General features: G+C 31.6%; 15 protein-coding genes. 12 read left to right on the forward strand and 3 right to left on the reverse strand.

Features of this window, described 5'->3' with window-relative positions:
- Nucleotides 1–7: 7 nt before the first annotated feature.
- Nucleotides 8–694, reverse strand: a complete 687-nt coding sequence (aqpZ, locus tag ACVC5O_RS11740) for an aquaporin Z (RefSeq protein WP_452221673.1) — start codon at nucleotides 692–694, stop codon at nucleotides 8–10.
- Between the two features lie 204 nt (nucleotides 695–898).
- Here aqpZ and ACVC5O_RS11745 point away from each other — a divergent pair, with 204 nt between their 5' ends.
- From ACVC5O_RS11745 to ACVC5O_RS11770, 6 genes are all read left to right on the forward strand, one after another.
- Nucleotides 899–1,102, forward strand: coding sequence for a membrane or secreted protein (locus ACVC5O_RS11745; protein ID WP_452221674.1), 204 nt, complete (start codon nucleotides 899–901; stop codon nucleotides 1,100–1,102).
- Nucleotides 1,103–1,108: 6 nt separating this feature from the next.
- The gene (locus tag ACVC5O_RS11750; protein WP_452221675.1) at nucleotides 1,109–2,221 is read left to right on the forward strand and encodes a glycosyltransferase; all 1,113 of its coding nucleotides are present in this window, start codon (nucleotides 1,109–1,111) and stop codon (nucleotides 2,219–2,221) included.
- Nucleotides 2,212–2,760 (forward strand): RNA polymerase sigma factor, encoded by a 549-nt coding sequence (locus ACVC5O_RS11755; RefSeq protein WP_452221676.1) that lies wholly within the window; start codon nucleotides 2,212–2,214, stop codon nucleotides 2,758–2,760. The genes ACVC5O_RS11750 and ACVC5O_RS11755 overlap by 10 nt, the downstream gene beginning before the upstream one ends.
- Before the next feature lie 117 nt (nucleotides 2,761–2,877).
- Nucleotides 2,878–3,756, forward strand: a complete 879-nt coding sequence (gene lipA, locus ACVC5O_RS11760; protein WP_452221677.1) for a lipoyl synthase — start codon at nucleotides 2,878–2,880, stop codon at nucleotides 3,754–3,756.
- On the forward strand, nucleotides 3,756–4,769 hold the full coding sequence (gap, locus tag ACVC5O_RS11765) for a type I glyceraldehyde-3-phosphate dehydrogenase (protein WP_452221678.1): 1,014 nt from the start codon (nucleotides 3,756–3,758) through the stop codon (nucleotides 4,767–4,769). Before lipA ends, gap begins: the two co-directional genes overlap by 1 nt.
- A 31-nt stretch (nucleotides 4,770–4,800) precedes the next feature.
- Nucleotides 4,801–7,029, forward strand: a complete 2,229-nt coding sequence (locus tag ACVC5O_RS11770; RefSeq protein WP_452221679.1) for an ATP-binding protein — start codon at nucleotides 4,801–4,803, stop codon at nucleotides 7,027–7,029.
- Here ACVC5O_RS11770 and lpxK read toward each other — a convergent pair.
- Nucleotides 7,026–8,048, reverse strand: a complete 1,023-nt coding sequence (lpxK, locus tag ACVC5O_RS11775; protein WP_452221680.1) for a tetraacyldisaccharide 4'-kinase — start codon at nucleotides 8,046–8,048, stop codon at nucleotides 7,026–7,028. The two genes, ACVC5O_RS11770 and lpxK, sit on opposite strands and share 4 nt — an antisense overlap.
- Nucleotides 8,049–8,106: 58 nt before the next feature.
- Between lpxK and ACVC5O_RS11780 the strand changes: the two genes are divergently transcribed.
- The 4 genes from ACVC5O_RS11780 (at nucleotide 8,107) to ACVC5O_RS11795 (ending at nucleotide 12,815) form a co-directional block, all read left to right on the forward strand.
- Nucleotides 8,107–9,201: a Nif3-like dinuclear metal center hexameric protein gene (locus ACVC5O_RS11780; RefSeq protein ID WP_452221681.1), complete on the forward strand. Its 1,095-nt coding sequence runs from the start codon at nucleotides 8,107–8,109 to the stop codon at nucleotides 9,199–9,201.
- Between the two features lie 3 nt (nucleotides 9,202–9,204).
- Nucleotides 9,205–9,984 (forward strand): zinc ribbon domain-containing protein, encoded by a 780-nt coding sequence (locus tag ACVC5O_RS11785; RefSeq protein WP_452221682.1) that lies wholly within the window; start codon nucleotides 9,205–9,207, stop codon nucleotides 9,982–9,984.
- A 120-nt stretch (nucleotides 9,985–10,104) separates the two neighbouring features.
- Nucleotides 10,105–10,755 carry a peptide-methionine (S)-S-oxide reductase MsrA gene (msrA, locus tag ACVC5O_RS11790; RefSeq protein ID WP_452221683.1) on the forward strand — a complete coding sequence of 217 codons (651 nt, stop codon included), beginning with the start codon at nucleotides 10,105–10,107 and terminating at the stop codon, nucleotides 10,753–10,755.
- Nucleotides 10,756–10,880: 125 nt separating this feature from the next.
- Nucleotides 10,881–12,815, forward strand: a complete 1,935-nt coding sequence (locus tag ACVC5O_RS11795) for a T9SS type A sorting domain-containing protein (RefSeq protein WP_452221684.1) — start codon at nucleotides 10,881–10,883, stop codon at nucleotides 12,813–12,815.
- Here the strand turns inward: ACVC5O_RS11795 and ACVC5O_RS11800 are convergent.
- Nucleotides 12,812–13,606 (reverse strand): class I SAM-dependent methyltransferase, encoded by a 795-nt coding sequence (locus ACVC5O_RS11800; RefSeq protein WP_452221685.1) that lies wholly within the window; start codon nucleotides 13,604–13,606, stop codon nucleotides 12,812–12,814. The genes ACVC5O_RS11795 and ACVC5O_RS11800 overlap by 4 nt on opposite strands.
- Before the next feature lie 79 nt (nucleotides 13,607–13,685).
- Between ACVC5O_RS11800 and ACVC5O_RS11805 the strand changes: the two genes are divergently transcribed.
- Both ACVC5O_RS11805 and kynU read left to right on the forward strand, forming a co-directional pair.
- Nucleotides 13,686–14,345 (forward strand): hypothetical protein, encoded by a 660-nt coding sequence (locus ACVC5O_RS11805; protein WP_452221686.1) that lies wholly within the window; start codon nucleotides 13,686–13,688, stop codon nucleotides 14,343–14,345.
- Nucleotides 14,346–14,540: 195 nt separating this feature from the next.
- Nucleotides 14,541–15,806: a kynureninase gene (gene kynU, locus ACVC5O_RS11810; protein ID WP_452221687.1), complete on the forward strand. Its 1,266-nt coding sequence runs from the start codon at nucleotides 14,541–14,543 to the stop codon at nucleotides 15,804–15,806.
- Nucleotides 15,807–15,847 lie beyond the last annotated feature (41 nt).

The raw sequence follows: 15,847 nt of genomic DNA on the forward strand, positions 1-15,847 counted from the left end.
ATTTTAATTATTCCTTATCAAAAAATGCTTTATGAATAAATCCTGCAATAATTGCTCCTGCAATTGGCGCCAACCAAAACAACCATAATTGAGCAGGATAATCTCCTCCAGCAAATAAAGCCTGACTTGTAGAACGTGCAGGATTTACAGAAGTATTGGTAATTGGAATACTAATTAAATGTATAAGTGTTAAAGCCAAACCAATAGCAATACCAGCAAACCCTTTTGGCGCTTTAGGATAAGTACTTCCTAAAATTACCAGTAAAAAGAACAGAGTTAATAAAAACTCAGCAACCAAAGCAGAGGTCATAGAGTAACCACCAGGAGATAATGCACCATAGCCATTAGCTGCAAAACCTCCAATATCTGTAAATCCTTCTTTACCAGAAACTATTAAATAAAGAGCTCCTGCCGCAACAATAGCTCCAACAAGTTGTGCAATAATATATCCTAGCAAATCTTTTGCTGGAAATTTTCCTCCAGCCCATAGACCTATACTTACCGCTGGATTAAAATGCGCTCCAGAAACATGACCTACAGCATAAGCCATTGTAAGCACTGTTAAACCAAAAGCTAATGAGACGCCTAAAAATCCAATTCCAAGTTCTGGAAAGCCTGCAGCAAAAATAGCACTACCACAACCTCCAAAAACCAACCAAAATGTACCGAAAAACTCGGCTAATAATTTTTTCATAATTTCAAAGTATTAGTTAATTAGAGAATAATTTAATTTAAATATCATGGCTAATTAAAATGAAGTCGTTGCTAAAAAGGTGTTTACGACAAAAAGACACAAAAAGTCGTTAAAACAACATTTTGCAGAAGACAACTTACCAAAATTTAAATAAATACTTAAGATTTTTGTAACTTTGTAAAACATTTAAAACTCTTCATTTTCGTGAAACTTATATTAATTACTTTATTACTAATGGGTATTGCCTTTGCTGGTATTGCCATTAAAATTTGGGCAAAAAAAGACGGTAAATTTGCAGGCACATGTGCTAGCCAAAATCCAATGCTTAATAAAGAAGGTGAAGCTTGTGGATTTTGTGGTAAATCTCCAGACCAATTTGAGAATTGCAACGAAACTCAACACGCTTAGCACTTCATGGTATTACTTGATATCCTGTTCTACACTTTTGTAGCTATAGTATGTATTCAGGTTATTTATTATGGTGTTGTTTTTGGTAATTTTGCCTTTGCTAAACCAAAAAAACTAGACTCTAATACAGCTACTGTTTCAGTCATTATATGTGCAAAAAATGAAGAAGACAATCTTAAAACTTTTTTGCCAACTATATTAAACCAAAACTATTCTAACTTCGAAGTTGTTTTAATTAATGATGCCTCTAGTGATAACACATTAGAAGTGATGGAACATTTTAAAACACTGCATGATAACATAAAAATTGTTAATGTTAAAAACATTGAAGCCTTTTGGGGAAACAAAAAATACGCGTTAACATTAGGTATTAAAGCTGCTAAACACGAGTTGCTTTTATTTACAGATGCCGATTGTAAACCTGTATCATTAAATTGGATAACAAATATGACAGCGCCAATAAACAACACGCAATCTATTGTACTTGGCTATGGCGCTTATTATAAAATTAAAAACTCGCTTTTAAATAAATTAATACGTTATGAAACGCTTTTAACAGCAATTCAATATTTTTCGTTTGCGAAATTAGGCATGCCTTATATGGGTGTTGGTCGTAATTTAGCCTATAAAAAAGAAGAGTTTTTTAACACTAATGGTTTTATAAAACATATACAAGTTCGTTCTGGTGACGATGATTTATTTATTAATGAAGCCGCAAATAGCAACAACACAACAGTTTGCTTTAGTAAAGATAGTTTTACGTATTCTAAGCCTAAAACCACACTAAAGGCTTGGTTTACACAAAAAAGAAGACATGTATCTACTGCTAATTTATACAAGGTAAAACATAAAATTATACTAAGTGTATTCTATGCCTCGCAACTATTGTTTTGGCTGTTTGCAATAGTTTTATTATCAACACTTTTTCTTTGGAAGTTTGTTGTGGCATTAATTATAATTAGAAGTGTTGTGAATTATTTAATTATAGGGTTTTCAGCAAAAAAACTTAAAGAATTAGACCTACTTGTGCTTCTACCCTTTTTAGAACTCTTTTTGGTTGGTTTTCAATTAACTATATTTATATCTAATTTAATATCAAAACCTACACATTGGAAATAAACGATGCCATTGAACTAGCCAAATTAAACAATCAAAAAGCGTTTAAATATTTACTAAATACTTTTTGGGACGATGTGTATTTGTTTCAGCTTAAGCGTGTGAAAAACGAAAATGACGCTGAAGACATTACCATTAGAACTTTTTCTAAAGCGTTTGATAAAATTGAAACTTACAACAGCGACTATAAGTTTAGTACATGGTTAATTACTATATCTAAGAATATTCATATCGATTTATTAAGAAAAGAAAAGCATAAACTTTCTGAAACTATTATAAATGATAATGAAACTAAAGCTTATCAAATTCCAGACGAATCTCCTTCAGCAGAAGACAAGCTAATTACAGAACAAAATTTAGCGAAATTACTACGCGACATTAAAAAATTAAAACCACATTACCAAGAGGTAATTAATTTAAGATTTTTTCAAGAATTAAGCTATAAAGAAATGGCCGAAGAGCTTAAACAACCTATTAACAATGTAAAAGTTAGATTGCTTAGAGCAAAGCAGCTGCTTGCTGATATTATTAAAAAAAACTAATACTAATTGCAAATAAGTTAAAATTTTTACTGCAATTTTATAAAAGCCAATCTATAATTTACCTCACTTAATATTGTACCAAATAGTTCGTATCTTTGCACTAATAATATTGCATTTATGATTACAGAAACAACATCTAATATTTTACCAGAAAGACAAGGAAAACCAAAATGGTTACGCGTAAAATTGCCAACTGGAAAAAAATACAAAGAACTGCGTAGTCTGGTAGATAAGTACAGCTTAAATACTATTTGTGCTTCTGGTAGTTGTCCTAATATGGGTGAATGCTGGGGCGAAGGCACTGCTACGTTTATGATTTTAGGTAATGTATGTACACGATCTTGTGGCTTTTGTGGTGTTAAAACTGGGCGACCAGAAACTGTAGATTGGGATGAGCCAGAAAAAGTAGGACGCTCCATAAAATTAATGCAAATTAAACACGCAGTATTAACTAGTGTAGATCGTGATGATTTAAAGGATATGGGAAGCATTATGTGGAGCGAAACTGTTAAAGCCGTTCGACGCATGAATCCTGAAACAACACTAGAAACTTTAATTCCAGATTTTCAAGGTATTGAAAAACACATAGATAGAATTATTGATGTTGCTCCAGAAGTAGTGTCTCATAATATAGAAACGGTTAGACGACTCACCAGAGAAGTGAGAATACAAGCAAAATACGATAGAAGCCTTGGTGTATTAAAATACTTAAAACAACAAGGACAACGCAGAACCAAATCTGGCATAATGTTGGGTTTAGGTGAAACCAGAGAAGAAGTAATTGAAACTTTACACGACCTTAAAGATAATGATGTAGATGTAGTAACTATTGGGCAATATTTACAACCTAGTAAAAAACACTTACCTGTTAAACAGTTTATATTGCCAGAGCAGTTTGAAGAATATAAAACTATAGGTTTAGAGTTAGGTTTTAGACATGTGGAGAGTAGTGCTCTTGTACGCTCGTCTTACAAAGCACAAAAACACATTAATTAATGATTACTGTTGCCATTAATGGTTTTGGTAGAATTGGCAGACGTGTATTTCGTCTTTTGCTAGAACATAAAGACATTACAGTTGTTGCTATCAACGATTTAGCAAATGCTAAAACACTAGCACATTTACTAAAATACGATAGTATTCATGGTGTTTTGCAAGCTAACATAACTTCAGACGTTAATCATATTATAGTTGATACTGCTAAATTTCCACTATTAAATAAAAATCATCCAGAAGATATAGATTGGTCTAAATATTCTCCAGATTTTGTGATTGAAGCAACAGGTAAATTTAAAACCTCAGAAACACTTCAGCAACATATTAATAATGGCGCACAACGTGTTATACTTAGCGTTCCTCCTTTAGAGGACGATATTAAAACCATAGTTTTAGGTGTTAATCACCATCTTATTGATGGCACAGAGCGTATAATCTCTAACGCTTCTTGCACTACAAATAATGCTGCACCAATGATTGATGTAATACATAAACTCTGTGGTGTTAAGCAGGCTTACATAACAACGGTTCATTCTTACACAACAGACCAAAGTTTACACGACCAACCTCATCGAGATTTACGTCGTGCAAGAGCTGCAGGACAATCCATAGTACCAACAACAACAGGAGCTGCCAAGGCATTAACTAAAATTTTTCCTAAATTACAAGACGTTATTGGAGGCTGCGGCATTAGAGTACCTGTAGCAAATGGCTCGCTTACGGATATTACTTTAAATGTAGAAAAAGAGGTGTCTATTAACACTATTAATAACGCTTTTAAGAAAGCAGCTTCAGAAAATTATAAAAACATTTTAGAATATACAGAAGACCCAATTGTCTCCATAGATATTGTTGGAAATCCACACTCCTGTATATTCGATTCTCAAATGACTTCCGTTATTGGAAATATGATAAAAATCATAGGTTGGTACGATAATGAGACAGGGTATTCTAGCAGATTAATTGATTTAATTTACTATTTATCGGAAAAAAAAGTGCTTTTATCGGATTAATTTCTATATTTGTTCTTACATATTCAAAAAAATGTCCCGATTTAAGACTTATATCTACTTAATATCGTTTTTTGTAGCACTACATATTTCTGCTCAAGAAACCACTATTATTCAGAATGTTGAAGAAGTAGATTCTCAAATTAATGTGCTAATTAACCAAGCGCAATCACTCTTTGATGATAATAATTATTTTGAAGCTAAAGATAAACTAGAAAAAGGTTTAGAACTAGCCAAATCTATAGACAACAAAAAGCAAATAGGCCTTATTTTATCTAAAATAGGAAAGGTACAATACACCATTGAAGAGCCTGAAGAAGCTCGAAAAACATTAGTAAAGGCAATAGAAGTACAACGTTTTGCTAAAGACAATTTAAATTTAGCCGAAACCTACAAAACAAAAGGCTACGTATATATGGCCTTAAAAAATTACGAGCAAGCCATTAATTATTTTAAATCTTCTAAAGCACTATTTAAACAAGAAGATTTACATGAATACGAAGCAGAAAGCACTCTCAATGAAGGCATTGCAAATTACCAATTAGGCAAATACAAAAAAGCAAAAGAATTATTAGAAACCGCTTTAGCACTCTCTAGAAGGTACGATTTAGAAAAAATTGAAAGTGGTACACTAATAAATTATAGTAAAACAATATACAAACAAGGGCAACTAGAAAAAGCATTAGAAGTTGTTAATAAAGGGTATAATATTGCAAATAAAAATGGCTATTCTAATTTAAAAAGTGAAGCGTACTTAGTATTAAGCGACTTAAATCAAAGTGCAGGTAATTTTGGTATAGCAAACACTTACCTAAAACTACATATTAATATTTCTGATTCGTTATTAAACGTAAAACGAAAAAATTCGTCTCCAGAAAAACGCCTACAGTTGTTACTAGATAACAACACAGAATATCAAAAAAACGAATTGGCTAATCTTGAAGCTTTAAAAGACGAAAATAAAATTAACAAACTTACTACTATATTAAGTATTGCCTTAATTACCATATTATCCTTATTAACATTATCACTTTACAAAAACAATAATATTAGATTAAAAACTAATAATATGTTGTACAAAAAAAATAGTGAATTAATTATGGCCATGGAAAAAGCCGAATTAGCCTCTAAAACAAAAGCTAACTTTTTATCTACAGTAACACACGAGCTACGTACTCCATTATATGCTGTAACAGGTCTCACTAATATGCTTTTGGACGAAAACCCAAAACCAGAACAGATACAACATTTAAAATCATTAAAATTCTCAGGCGAATATTTACTAACCTTTATAAACGATATTCTTCAAATTAATAAAATAGAAGCGAATAAGGTAGAAATTGAACCAGAACTATTCAATTTAAAAAAGAAAGTAGCTAATGTTATTTCCGCTTTAAGTAACTCTGCATCAAATAACAATACTAAAATTCATTTTGAATACGATAAAAACCTTCCGTTAAACTATAATGCAGATCAATTAAAAATATCACAAATTTTAATTAATCTTATAGGCAACTCAATTAAGTTTACCAAAAATGGAGACATTTGGGTAAGAATTTATAAAATTAACGAGCAAAATGGAATTTATAGCATTCGTTTTGAAGTGGAAGATAATGGTATTGGAATTAGCGAAGAAAAACAAAAGAATATTTTTGAAAGCTTCTCGCAAGGCTCAATCCAAATTAATCGCAAATATGGAGGAACTGGTTTAGGTCTTTCTATTGTAAAAGGATTAATAGATATTTTAAAAGGAAAAATATATTTAAAAAACGAACTTAATAAAGGTACAACTTTTTATTTTGAGTTACCAATGAAGTATAGTGACAAAACAATAAAACAAGCAGAGCCAACTTTCTTTAATGAGATTAACGAAGTTGAACTTAGTAACATTAAAATTTTGGTAGTCGAAGACAACAAAATTAACCAAATGATTACTAAAAAAATACTTACTAAAATGAAACTTAACTGCACAGTCGTAGATAATGGAGAAGCAGCAGTAGAACAAGTTAAAAATAATAATTACGATGTAGTATTAATGGATATTCACATGCCTGGAATAAGTGGTATAGAAGCAACTAAACAAATAAGAGCATTTGATAAAAACCTAACCATATTTGCACTTACAGCTGTAACCATAGAAGATAAAATGCAGGAGTTTGACGAAGCTGGTTTTACAGATATTATTTCCAAACCTTTTAAACAAGAAGACTTTGAGAAAAAATTATACAATGCTTTAGTTAATGATGGAGTTACTTTAACTTAATCAACAAAATTTAAAAGTGTTGCTTTAAACTGTTCATCAAAATCTATAGAAATAGTAATAGGCAAATAATAAAGCTTGTTTTCTAAAATTTTGTATGATTTTAATCTCATAAAATCTTTTTCAGTAGTAACAATCACCTTCTCTCTAGCTAAAGTTTTAATATCCTCATCACTAAAAAAATGATGGTCTTTAAATTCTAAATGCTTAAATGTAGAGTTACCTTCTTCTAAATAATTTACTAAAGGTGTTGCGTTTGCAATTCCTGTAACCAATGTAAATTCGTTTAAAGCATTAAGTTTTAATGCCTGCGAAGCAGAAAACACCTCGTCAGAATACTCAATATAACTAAAAAATAACTGTTGCTTGTTATTTAATTTAAGCCTGGTTTTAATCTTCTCTTTTTCATTTATAGTTAGTGATTTCGGACATTTTGTAACCACTATTAAATCTGCTCGCTTTGCTCCTGCTTTAGGCTCACGTAAATTTCCTGTTGGTAATACAACATCATCACAATACAAATTAGAATAAGTAGTTAATAATATATTTAAGCCAGCCTTCACTTTTCTATGTTGGTAAGCATCATCTAACAAAATCACTTCTAAATCAGGTTGTGTTTGCATTAAATTCTCTATTCCATTTTGTCTGTTGGCATCCACAGCAACAGTAACAGCATCTCCAAACTTAGTATAAAACTGAAATGGCTCATCGCCAATATCTTCAACATTAGTTGTAGTATCTGCAATTACAAAACCACTACTTTTTCTTTTATAACCTCTACTTAAGGTAGCCAATTTATAATCATTTTTTAAGAGTCCAATCACATACTCAATCATTGGCGATTTACCAGTACCTCCAACACTCAAATTACCAACACATATAACAGGAAAAGCATAGGATTTAGATTTAAAAATACCTAAATCATAGCACTTGTTTATAACCCATGTTATTAAAAAATAAATAGGAACAACAGGAAAAAGTAAGTAACGTAAAAAGCGCATTAAAATATTGTGATAAAGCATTAGCTTGCAACGAAAGTAAAAATTTTATATTTGTTAATAAATCAATTTATAAAATAATATGATTATACAAGACGTAATAAATTATTTAGAAGACTTTGCACCACTTTCTTATGCTGAAGATTTTGATAATGTTGGACTACTAGTTGGCGATAAAAACACAAAATTAAAAGGTGTATTAGTTACTTTAGATACCACTGAAGCTGTTGTAGAGGAAGCTATAGAAAATAATTGCAACTTCATTGTCAGTTTTCATCCAATAGTATTTAAAGGCTTAAAAAAAATAACAGGTAAAACGTATGTAGAGCGTGTTGTAATAAAAGCGATTAAAAACAATATTGCCCTATATGCTATCCATACTGCTTTAGACAATTCAAACCAAGGCGTAAATCATATAATATGTGAGCAATTACAACTTACAAAAACAAAAATATTAATACCTCAAACAGGTACCATAAAAAAATTAACCACTTATGCACCTCAACAAGAAGCAAACCAATTAAGGCAAGCGCTTTTTAAAGCAGGAGCAGGATCTATTGGTAATTACAGCAATTGTAGTTTTAACACCAGTGGCTTAGGCACTTTTAAAGGCAACGAAAATAGCAATCCTACAAAAGGAGAAAAAAATGAAGAACACCACGAAAACGAAACAAAAATTACTGTCACTTTTGCCAAAGATTTAGAACCTAAAATTATTAATACTCTATTCGAAAACCACAGTTACGAAGAAGTCGCCTACGAAATTATTACTTTAGAAAACACCAACCAAAATATTGGAATGGGAATGATTGGAGAGCTACAAACAGAACAATCAGAACAAGATTTTCTTAAATTTTTAAAATCTAAAATGAAAACCGACGTAATAAGACACAGCAACTTATTACAAAAACCAATTAAAAAAGTTGCAGTACTTGGAGGCTCTGGCAGTTTTGCTATACAAGCTGCAAAAGCAGCAGGAGCAGATGTTTTTGTAACAGCAGACTTAAAATACCACGACTTTTTTACTGCCGAAAACAAACTTATTCTTGCAGATATTGGCCATTATGAGAGTGAACAATACACAAAAAACGGAATAGTAGCATTTCTTACAAAAAAAATTACTAATTTTGCCATCATTTTATCAAAGATAAATACCAATCCTGTTAAGTATTTTTAAAGTATGGCAAAAAGTAAAGAAGTAACTGTAGAAGAGCGTTTAAGAGCACTTTACGATTTACAGTTAATTGATTCTAGAATAGATGAAATTAGAAATGTACGTGGAGAACTTCCTTTAGAAGTAAGCGATTTAGAAGACGAAGTTGCTGGATTAAACACAAGATTAGAAAAGCTTAAAGATAGTTTACATGCTATCGATAACGACATTAGTGCTAGAAAAAACCTAATTGAAGAATCTAAATCTTTAATCAAAAAATATAGTGAGCAACAAAAAAATGTTAGAAATAACAGAGAATTTAACTCACTAACTAAAGAAGTTGAATTTCAAGAACTAGAAATCCAATTGGCTGAAAAGCACATTAAAGAATTTAAAGCTCAAATAGAACAGAAAAAAGAAGTTATTGAGCAATCTAAAGAGCGTTTAAAAGAGCGTGAAAATCACCTTAAACATAAAAAGAGTGAATTAGATGCCATTTTAGCTGAAACTGAAAAAGAAGAGCAAGCACTTATTAAAAAGTCTGAAGACTATAAAAAGAAAATTGAAGAGCGTTTGGTAAAAGCGTATAATAGAATTAGAGTAAATGTAAAAAACGGATTAGCAGTAGTACCTATCGAAAGAGGTGCCTCTGGAGGATCATATTTTACAATTCCACCACAAGTACAAATGGAAATTGCTGCACGTAAAAAAATAATTACAGATGAGCATAGTGGTAGAATACTTGTAGATCAAGCTTTAGCTGAAGAGCAAAAAGAAAAAATGAAAAAAATGATGGCTAAACTTTAAATAGCAATCTTACAATACTTTTAAAAAGGACTTAGTTAGCTAAGTCCTTTTTTTTATATAAAATTTAACAGGTTTTAAAATAAGTTTTTTCATATTTAATAGACCTAATTAAAAAACACAATGAAAAATCTCTTACTAGCATTAACTACAATATTAGCATTTAGCTGTGCAAATAATGCACAAAACAACACAAATCCTAAAGAAGATCTAAAATCAGCAACACCAATACAAGTAAACGCAGAAAACGGTTTAGAACGCGCTTACTTTGCTAGTGGTTGTTTTTGGTGTGTTGAGGCTGTTTACGAAAGCGTAAAAGGTGTAAGCGAAGTAATAAATGGTTATGCTGGTGGCCACACCAAAAACCCAACTTACGAGTCTAGCAACACAGGCAGAACAGGACATGCCGAAGCTGTAGAAGTTATTTACGATCCCAAAATAATTAGTTTTAAAACTCTTGTAGATGTGTATTTTGGTTCTCAAAACCCTACACAAGTCAATGGTCAAGGTCCAGATAGAGGCTCGCAGTATCGTTCTATTATTTTTTATCAAAATGAAACACAGAAACAAATCATATTAAATAAAAAAGAAGCGTTAGCGAAATTACTGAATGCTAAAATAGCTGCAGAAGTAATGCCTTTTCAAAAATTTTGGGAAGCAGAAGGCTATCACCAAAACTACGAAAGGCTAAACCCAAACAACCCTTATGTAAAAAATGTTTCTATTCCAAGATTAAAACGTTTTCAAGCTAAATTTCCAGATTTATTAAAATAAATTAAGAATAAGTAGTATTTTATCGAATATATATGTATTTTGCCGAAGATTTGAAGTGCGATTGATGATTCAATCAATTTCGTTTCTTAATTATAATTGATAAAAATTTTATTAAACCCAAACTAATGAAAACAAATCTACTATTCGGTATATTGGTATGCTTATGCTTAATGTCCACTGCTCAAAACTCTGATGTAATTTTAACGGTTAACTGGCCACAATGGTCCACAGAGAATAAAGTTGAGCTGTATAGCCCTAACAATGTATTGCTACAAACTATTGATAATGGTTATGATGGCTCTGGTACTGCTGGAAATCCTTATAACGAAACAACTACAGCTGTTAATTATCCAAACAACCCAAACACAGGAGGAAACACAGGTTACTACGTAATTGTTTACGATACGTATGGAGATGGATGGAACGGAAATGGATCGTTAACCATAACATCAGATGGTGTTACTGCATTAACTTTTGATGGTAATTTTGATACCAGTGCAACTAATAGTGAAATTACACAAACTATCTATTTTGCTGTAGAAAACGCTCCAGTTCCAGGACCTGGAGTTCCTGTTTTTTATGAGCAATTTGCTGGAGACACAAGAGGATATATTGAGTACATTCCAGGAAATCTGCCAATTATTATATCTGCACCTCATGGTGGAGTTAAACAATCTGGTTCTACAATTGGTGGAACAAATTATCCTGATAACGATAGCACATTGCCAGATAGAAGCTGTGGAACTGTAGAAAGAGATGATAATACAGACATACTTGTTAGAGAAATACAAGAAGAAATTTTTAACCTAACAGGTTGCTACGCTCACGTTATTATTAATAATTTACACAGAAGTAAACTAGACCCAAATAGAGAAATTAACGAAGCTACTTGTGGAGATTCTGATGCGATAGACCATTGGAATGCATGGCATAACTTTATTGATCAAGCAAGCACATCTGTTACAAATAATTGGGGAAAAGGGTTGTATATTGACTTACATGGACAAAGCCATACTATTCCAAGAATAGAAATTGGTTATAACATTACTTCTGGAGAATTAAATGGAAGTACCATTAATACAACTACTATTATAAACAAATCAACAATAAAAAACTTAGTTAATAACAATATAAATAATCTAAATATTGAAGACTTAGTTAGAGGTAATAACAGTTTAGGTGAGTTATTTCAAGAAGCTCCTGGTACGTTTTACAACAATAATGTAAATCCTGGTTGCGGAGTGACTTCTGGTTACAGAGCAGTACCAAGTAATTCTGATTACGGAAACTCAAGCTGTGACGATACTCAACCACATGGCAATGCGTATTTTAATGGTAACTTTTATAACAATAGAAGACATGGATCTGGAAACGGAAGTGGAACAAATGCTGGATCAAACGATGGTGGAGGCACAATAGATGGTATTATGACTGAGGTTAATAGACGTGTAAGAGATTTAGGCACATATAACGGAAACGTTTATGATACTCGACCACAAACTTTAGTTCCTTTTGCTAAAGATTATGCAGCAGTAGTACTAGAATATATCGATATTCATTACAACGATTTTACCGAATTTAATTATGCTTCTATCTCTTACGATACAACAGATTCTGATCCTACTCCAACAATTTCTGGTGTTTCAGGTGGCGTTTTTTCAAGTACAACTGGCTTAACAATTGATAGTGCTACAGGTAGTATTGATGTCTCCTCTTCTACAGTTGGAAATTATGTTGTAACCTACGAAGCTGGTACTTGTGGATATTACTCTTCGACTACAAATATTGAAATTACTGATAATACTTTAGGTTTAGATAATTTTGAAAATGTAACCTTCAAAGTATTTCCTAATCCTACTAAAAACACAATAAAATATCAAGCAAACAGAAAAATATCTACTATAAAAATCTTTAATTTACTTGGTCAGGAAATGAATGCTGTAAAAACAAACGCTAAAAATGCAACAATAGATTTATCAAATTTAGCGTCTGGTTCATACTTAATGTCTTTCTTTATAGAAGAGAAATTAATAAGTTCAAAACTTATAATTAAAAACTAAAGCTTAGTTGCTTTTAGTTCAAAAATAAGAGGATATAATTTATCCTTGGTAACATAATTGCCAGATTTGGTTTCAACTAAGTCTGGCAATACGTTATAAGGACTTTCATCATACTCGTTTAAATAATCAATATGCAAACCAGCTTCGGTTAATGCATTAATCACCTCACTTAATCCATGATTCCAACTATAGGTTTTAGACACAAAATTAGCGTCTTCATCTGCATAAGTTCCTTGTTCTTCTTCATAAATCACTTCCTTTCTATTATAAGCATAACGCATTACTGGTGTTTTTTCTAAGTAATCAAACATCCAAACTATTGGATGAAATTCTGCGATATAAAACTCACCTCCTTTAGTTAAGCGCTCAGCAATCATTTTTCCCCAAGGCTTTAAATCTGGCAACCAACCAATAACGCCATAACTCGTAAATACAATATCAAAAGTTTCCTTAATATGTTTGGAGGTGTCTAAAACATTACAACATATAAATTTAGAATCTAATTGCAATTCATGATTAAGCGATGTCGCCAAATCTATAGCTTTATCACTTAAATCTACACCAACACACTTTGCGCCTAACCTAGCCCAACTTAAAGTGTCTTGTCCAAAATGGCATTGCAAATGCAACAGGCTTCTTCCTTTCACGTCTGGTAAAGCCTTAAGTTCATACTGCTTTAAAGTAGTCTCTCCTTTTTTAAAAGCGTTCATATCGTAAAACTCACTTTCCGCATGGATTTTTACTTTATCGTTCCAGGTAGATTTGTTTTTTTCAAAATAATTTGAGCTCATCATATAAAATTTAAAGGTCTAAATTACTATTTCTATTTTAAACGAAGAAAGTGTTCAGTACCTTTGCAAAAAAACTAATATGAAAAAAGCATTTCTCATACTTATTATAATCCTTTGTTTTTCTTGTAAAACTGAAAAAAAGGAAATTGAAAAGAAATTATCTATTGCCGAAAACATTGCCAATGCCTATGGCTTTGAAAACTGGGAAAAAGTTTCAAAAATAAATTTTACGTTTAATGTAGATAAGGATAGTACACATTTTCAAAGATCGTGGACATGGTCTCCAAAAACTAACGATGTGACTTTAATAACAAACAAAGACACTATTAGCTACAACAGAAAAAGTATAGATAGTTTAAGTCTTAGAGCAGACCAAGGTTTTATAAACGATAAATTTTGGCTACTTACTCCTTTTCAATTATTTTGGGATGAAGGCGCTACAATTTCTGAAACTATAGGAGAAAAAGCACCAATTAGCAATATAGTATTAAATAAAATCACATTAACCTATACCAATAAAGGAGGTTATACTCCAGGTGATGCTTACGATATTTTTTACGATAACAATTATATTATTAAAGAATGGATTTATCGTAAAGGCAATGCTGCAGAGCCTTCAATGATTACAACTTTTGAAAACATTAAAACATTTAATGGCATTAAAATAGCTACTGAGCATCGTAAAAATAACGAAAACTGGAACCTTAATTTTACCAATATACAAGTTAAAATGGATTAAAACGTTTAACCAAAAGATCTAACAGGCTATTATTATACGTATATATAATAGTTTTCCGCAACTAGTTTTGCGCCTATATAAATTGAAAAATGCCTTGTAAAACAATTTGCAAGGCATTTTTAGTTGGCTGTTCTCTTACTTCATTCCTAAAATAATAATTCTTATTTTTGTTGGAAACCGAAAAAACAATTCACTTTGTCCAACTTTACTTTAGGTCTTGATTATGCGAAACAGCAAGATCAAAACGACACACTTGCACATTACAGAGATCAATTTCATATTCCAAAAGATAAACATGGAAACGATTGGTTATACTTTACAGGAAACTCTCTAGGTTTACAACCTAAGGCTACACAAAAATACATTCAGCAAGAACTAAAAGATTGGGCAAATTTTGGTGTAGAAGGTCATTTTGAAGCTAAAAACCCTTGGATGCCTTATCATGAGTTTTTAACAGAATCCATGGCAAAAATTGTTGGCGCTAAACCTATTGAGGTAGTTATAATGAACACCTTAACTACCAATTTACATTTGTTAATGGTTAGTTTCTACCAACCTACAAAAACAAAATATAAAATTGTAATTGAAAGTGATGCATTCCCATCTGATAGATACGCTGTACAAACACAGTTAGAATTCCATGGTTTTGATGCTAATGAAGGTTTAGTAGAATGGAAACCAAGACAAGGCGAAGAGCTTTTAAACATTGAAGATTTAGAAACTATACTCGAAGAACAAGGAGACGAAATCGCACTATTACTTATTGGAGGTGTAAATTATTACACTGGTCAATATTTAGATTTAAAGAAAATAGCACAATTAGGTCATGCAAAAAACTGTATGGTTGGTATAGACTTAGCGCATGGCGCAGGAAATATTCAGCCAAATCTGCACGATTCTGGTGTTGACTTTGCAGCTTGGTGTACTTACAAATATTTAAATTCTGGACCAGGAAGTTTAGGCGGATTGTTTGTACACGAAACACATGCGCATAACAAAAAACTTAAACGTTTTGCAGGATGGTGGAGCCATAATAAAGCAACACGCTTTAATATGAGACAACCATTAGATGTTATTCCAGGAGCAGAAGGTTGGCAATTAAGTAATCCACCAATTTTATCTATGGCAGCAATTAAAGCATCTTTAGACATGTTTAATGAGGTTGGAATGGATGCGTTAAGAGATAAATCTGAAAAACTTACAGGTTATTTCGAGTTTTTAATAAACGAATTAAATAACGACAAAATAAAAATCATTACACCAACCAACCCAAAAGAAAGAGGTTGCCAACTGTCCATTCAAGTAAAAGATGCAGATAAAGGGTTACATAAAAAGCTAACAGACGCTCATATTATTACAGATTGGCGAGAACCAGATGTTATACGCTGTGCTCCTGTTCCATTATACAACACCTATGAAGATGTGTATAGAATGGTAGAGAAATTAAAAGGAATATTATAATAAGAATGTCACCTCGAGCGCAGTCGAGAGGTTTTAAATTG

Source organism: Lacinutrix salivirga, from assembly GCF_053604675.1.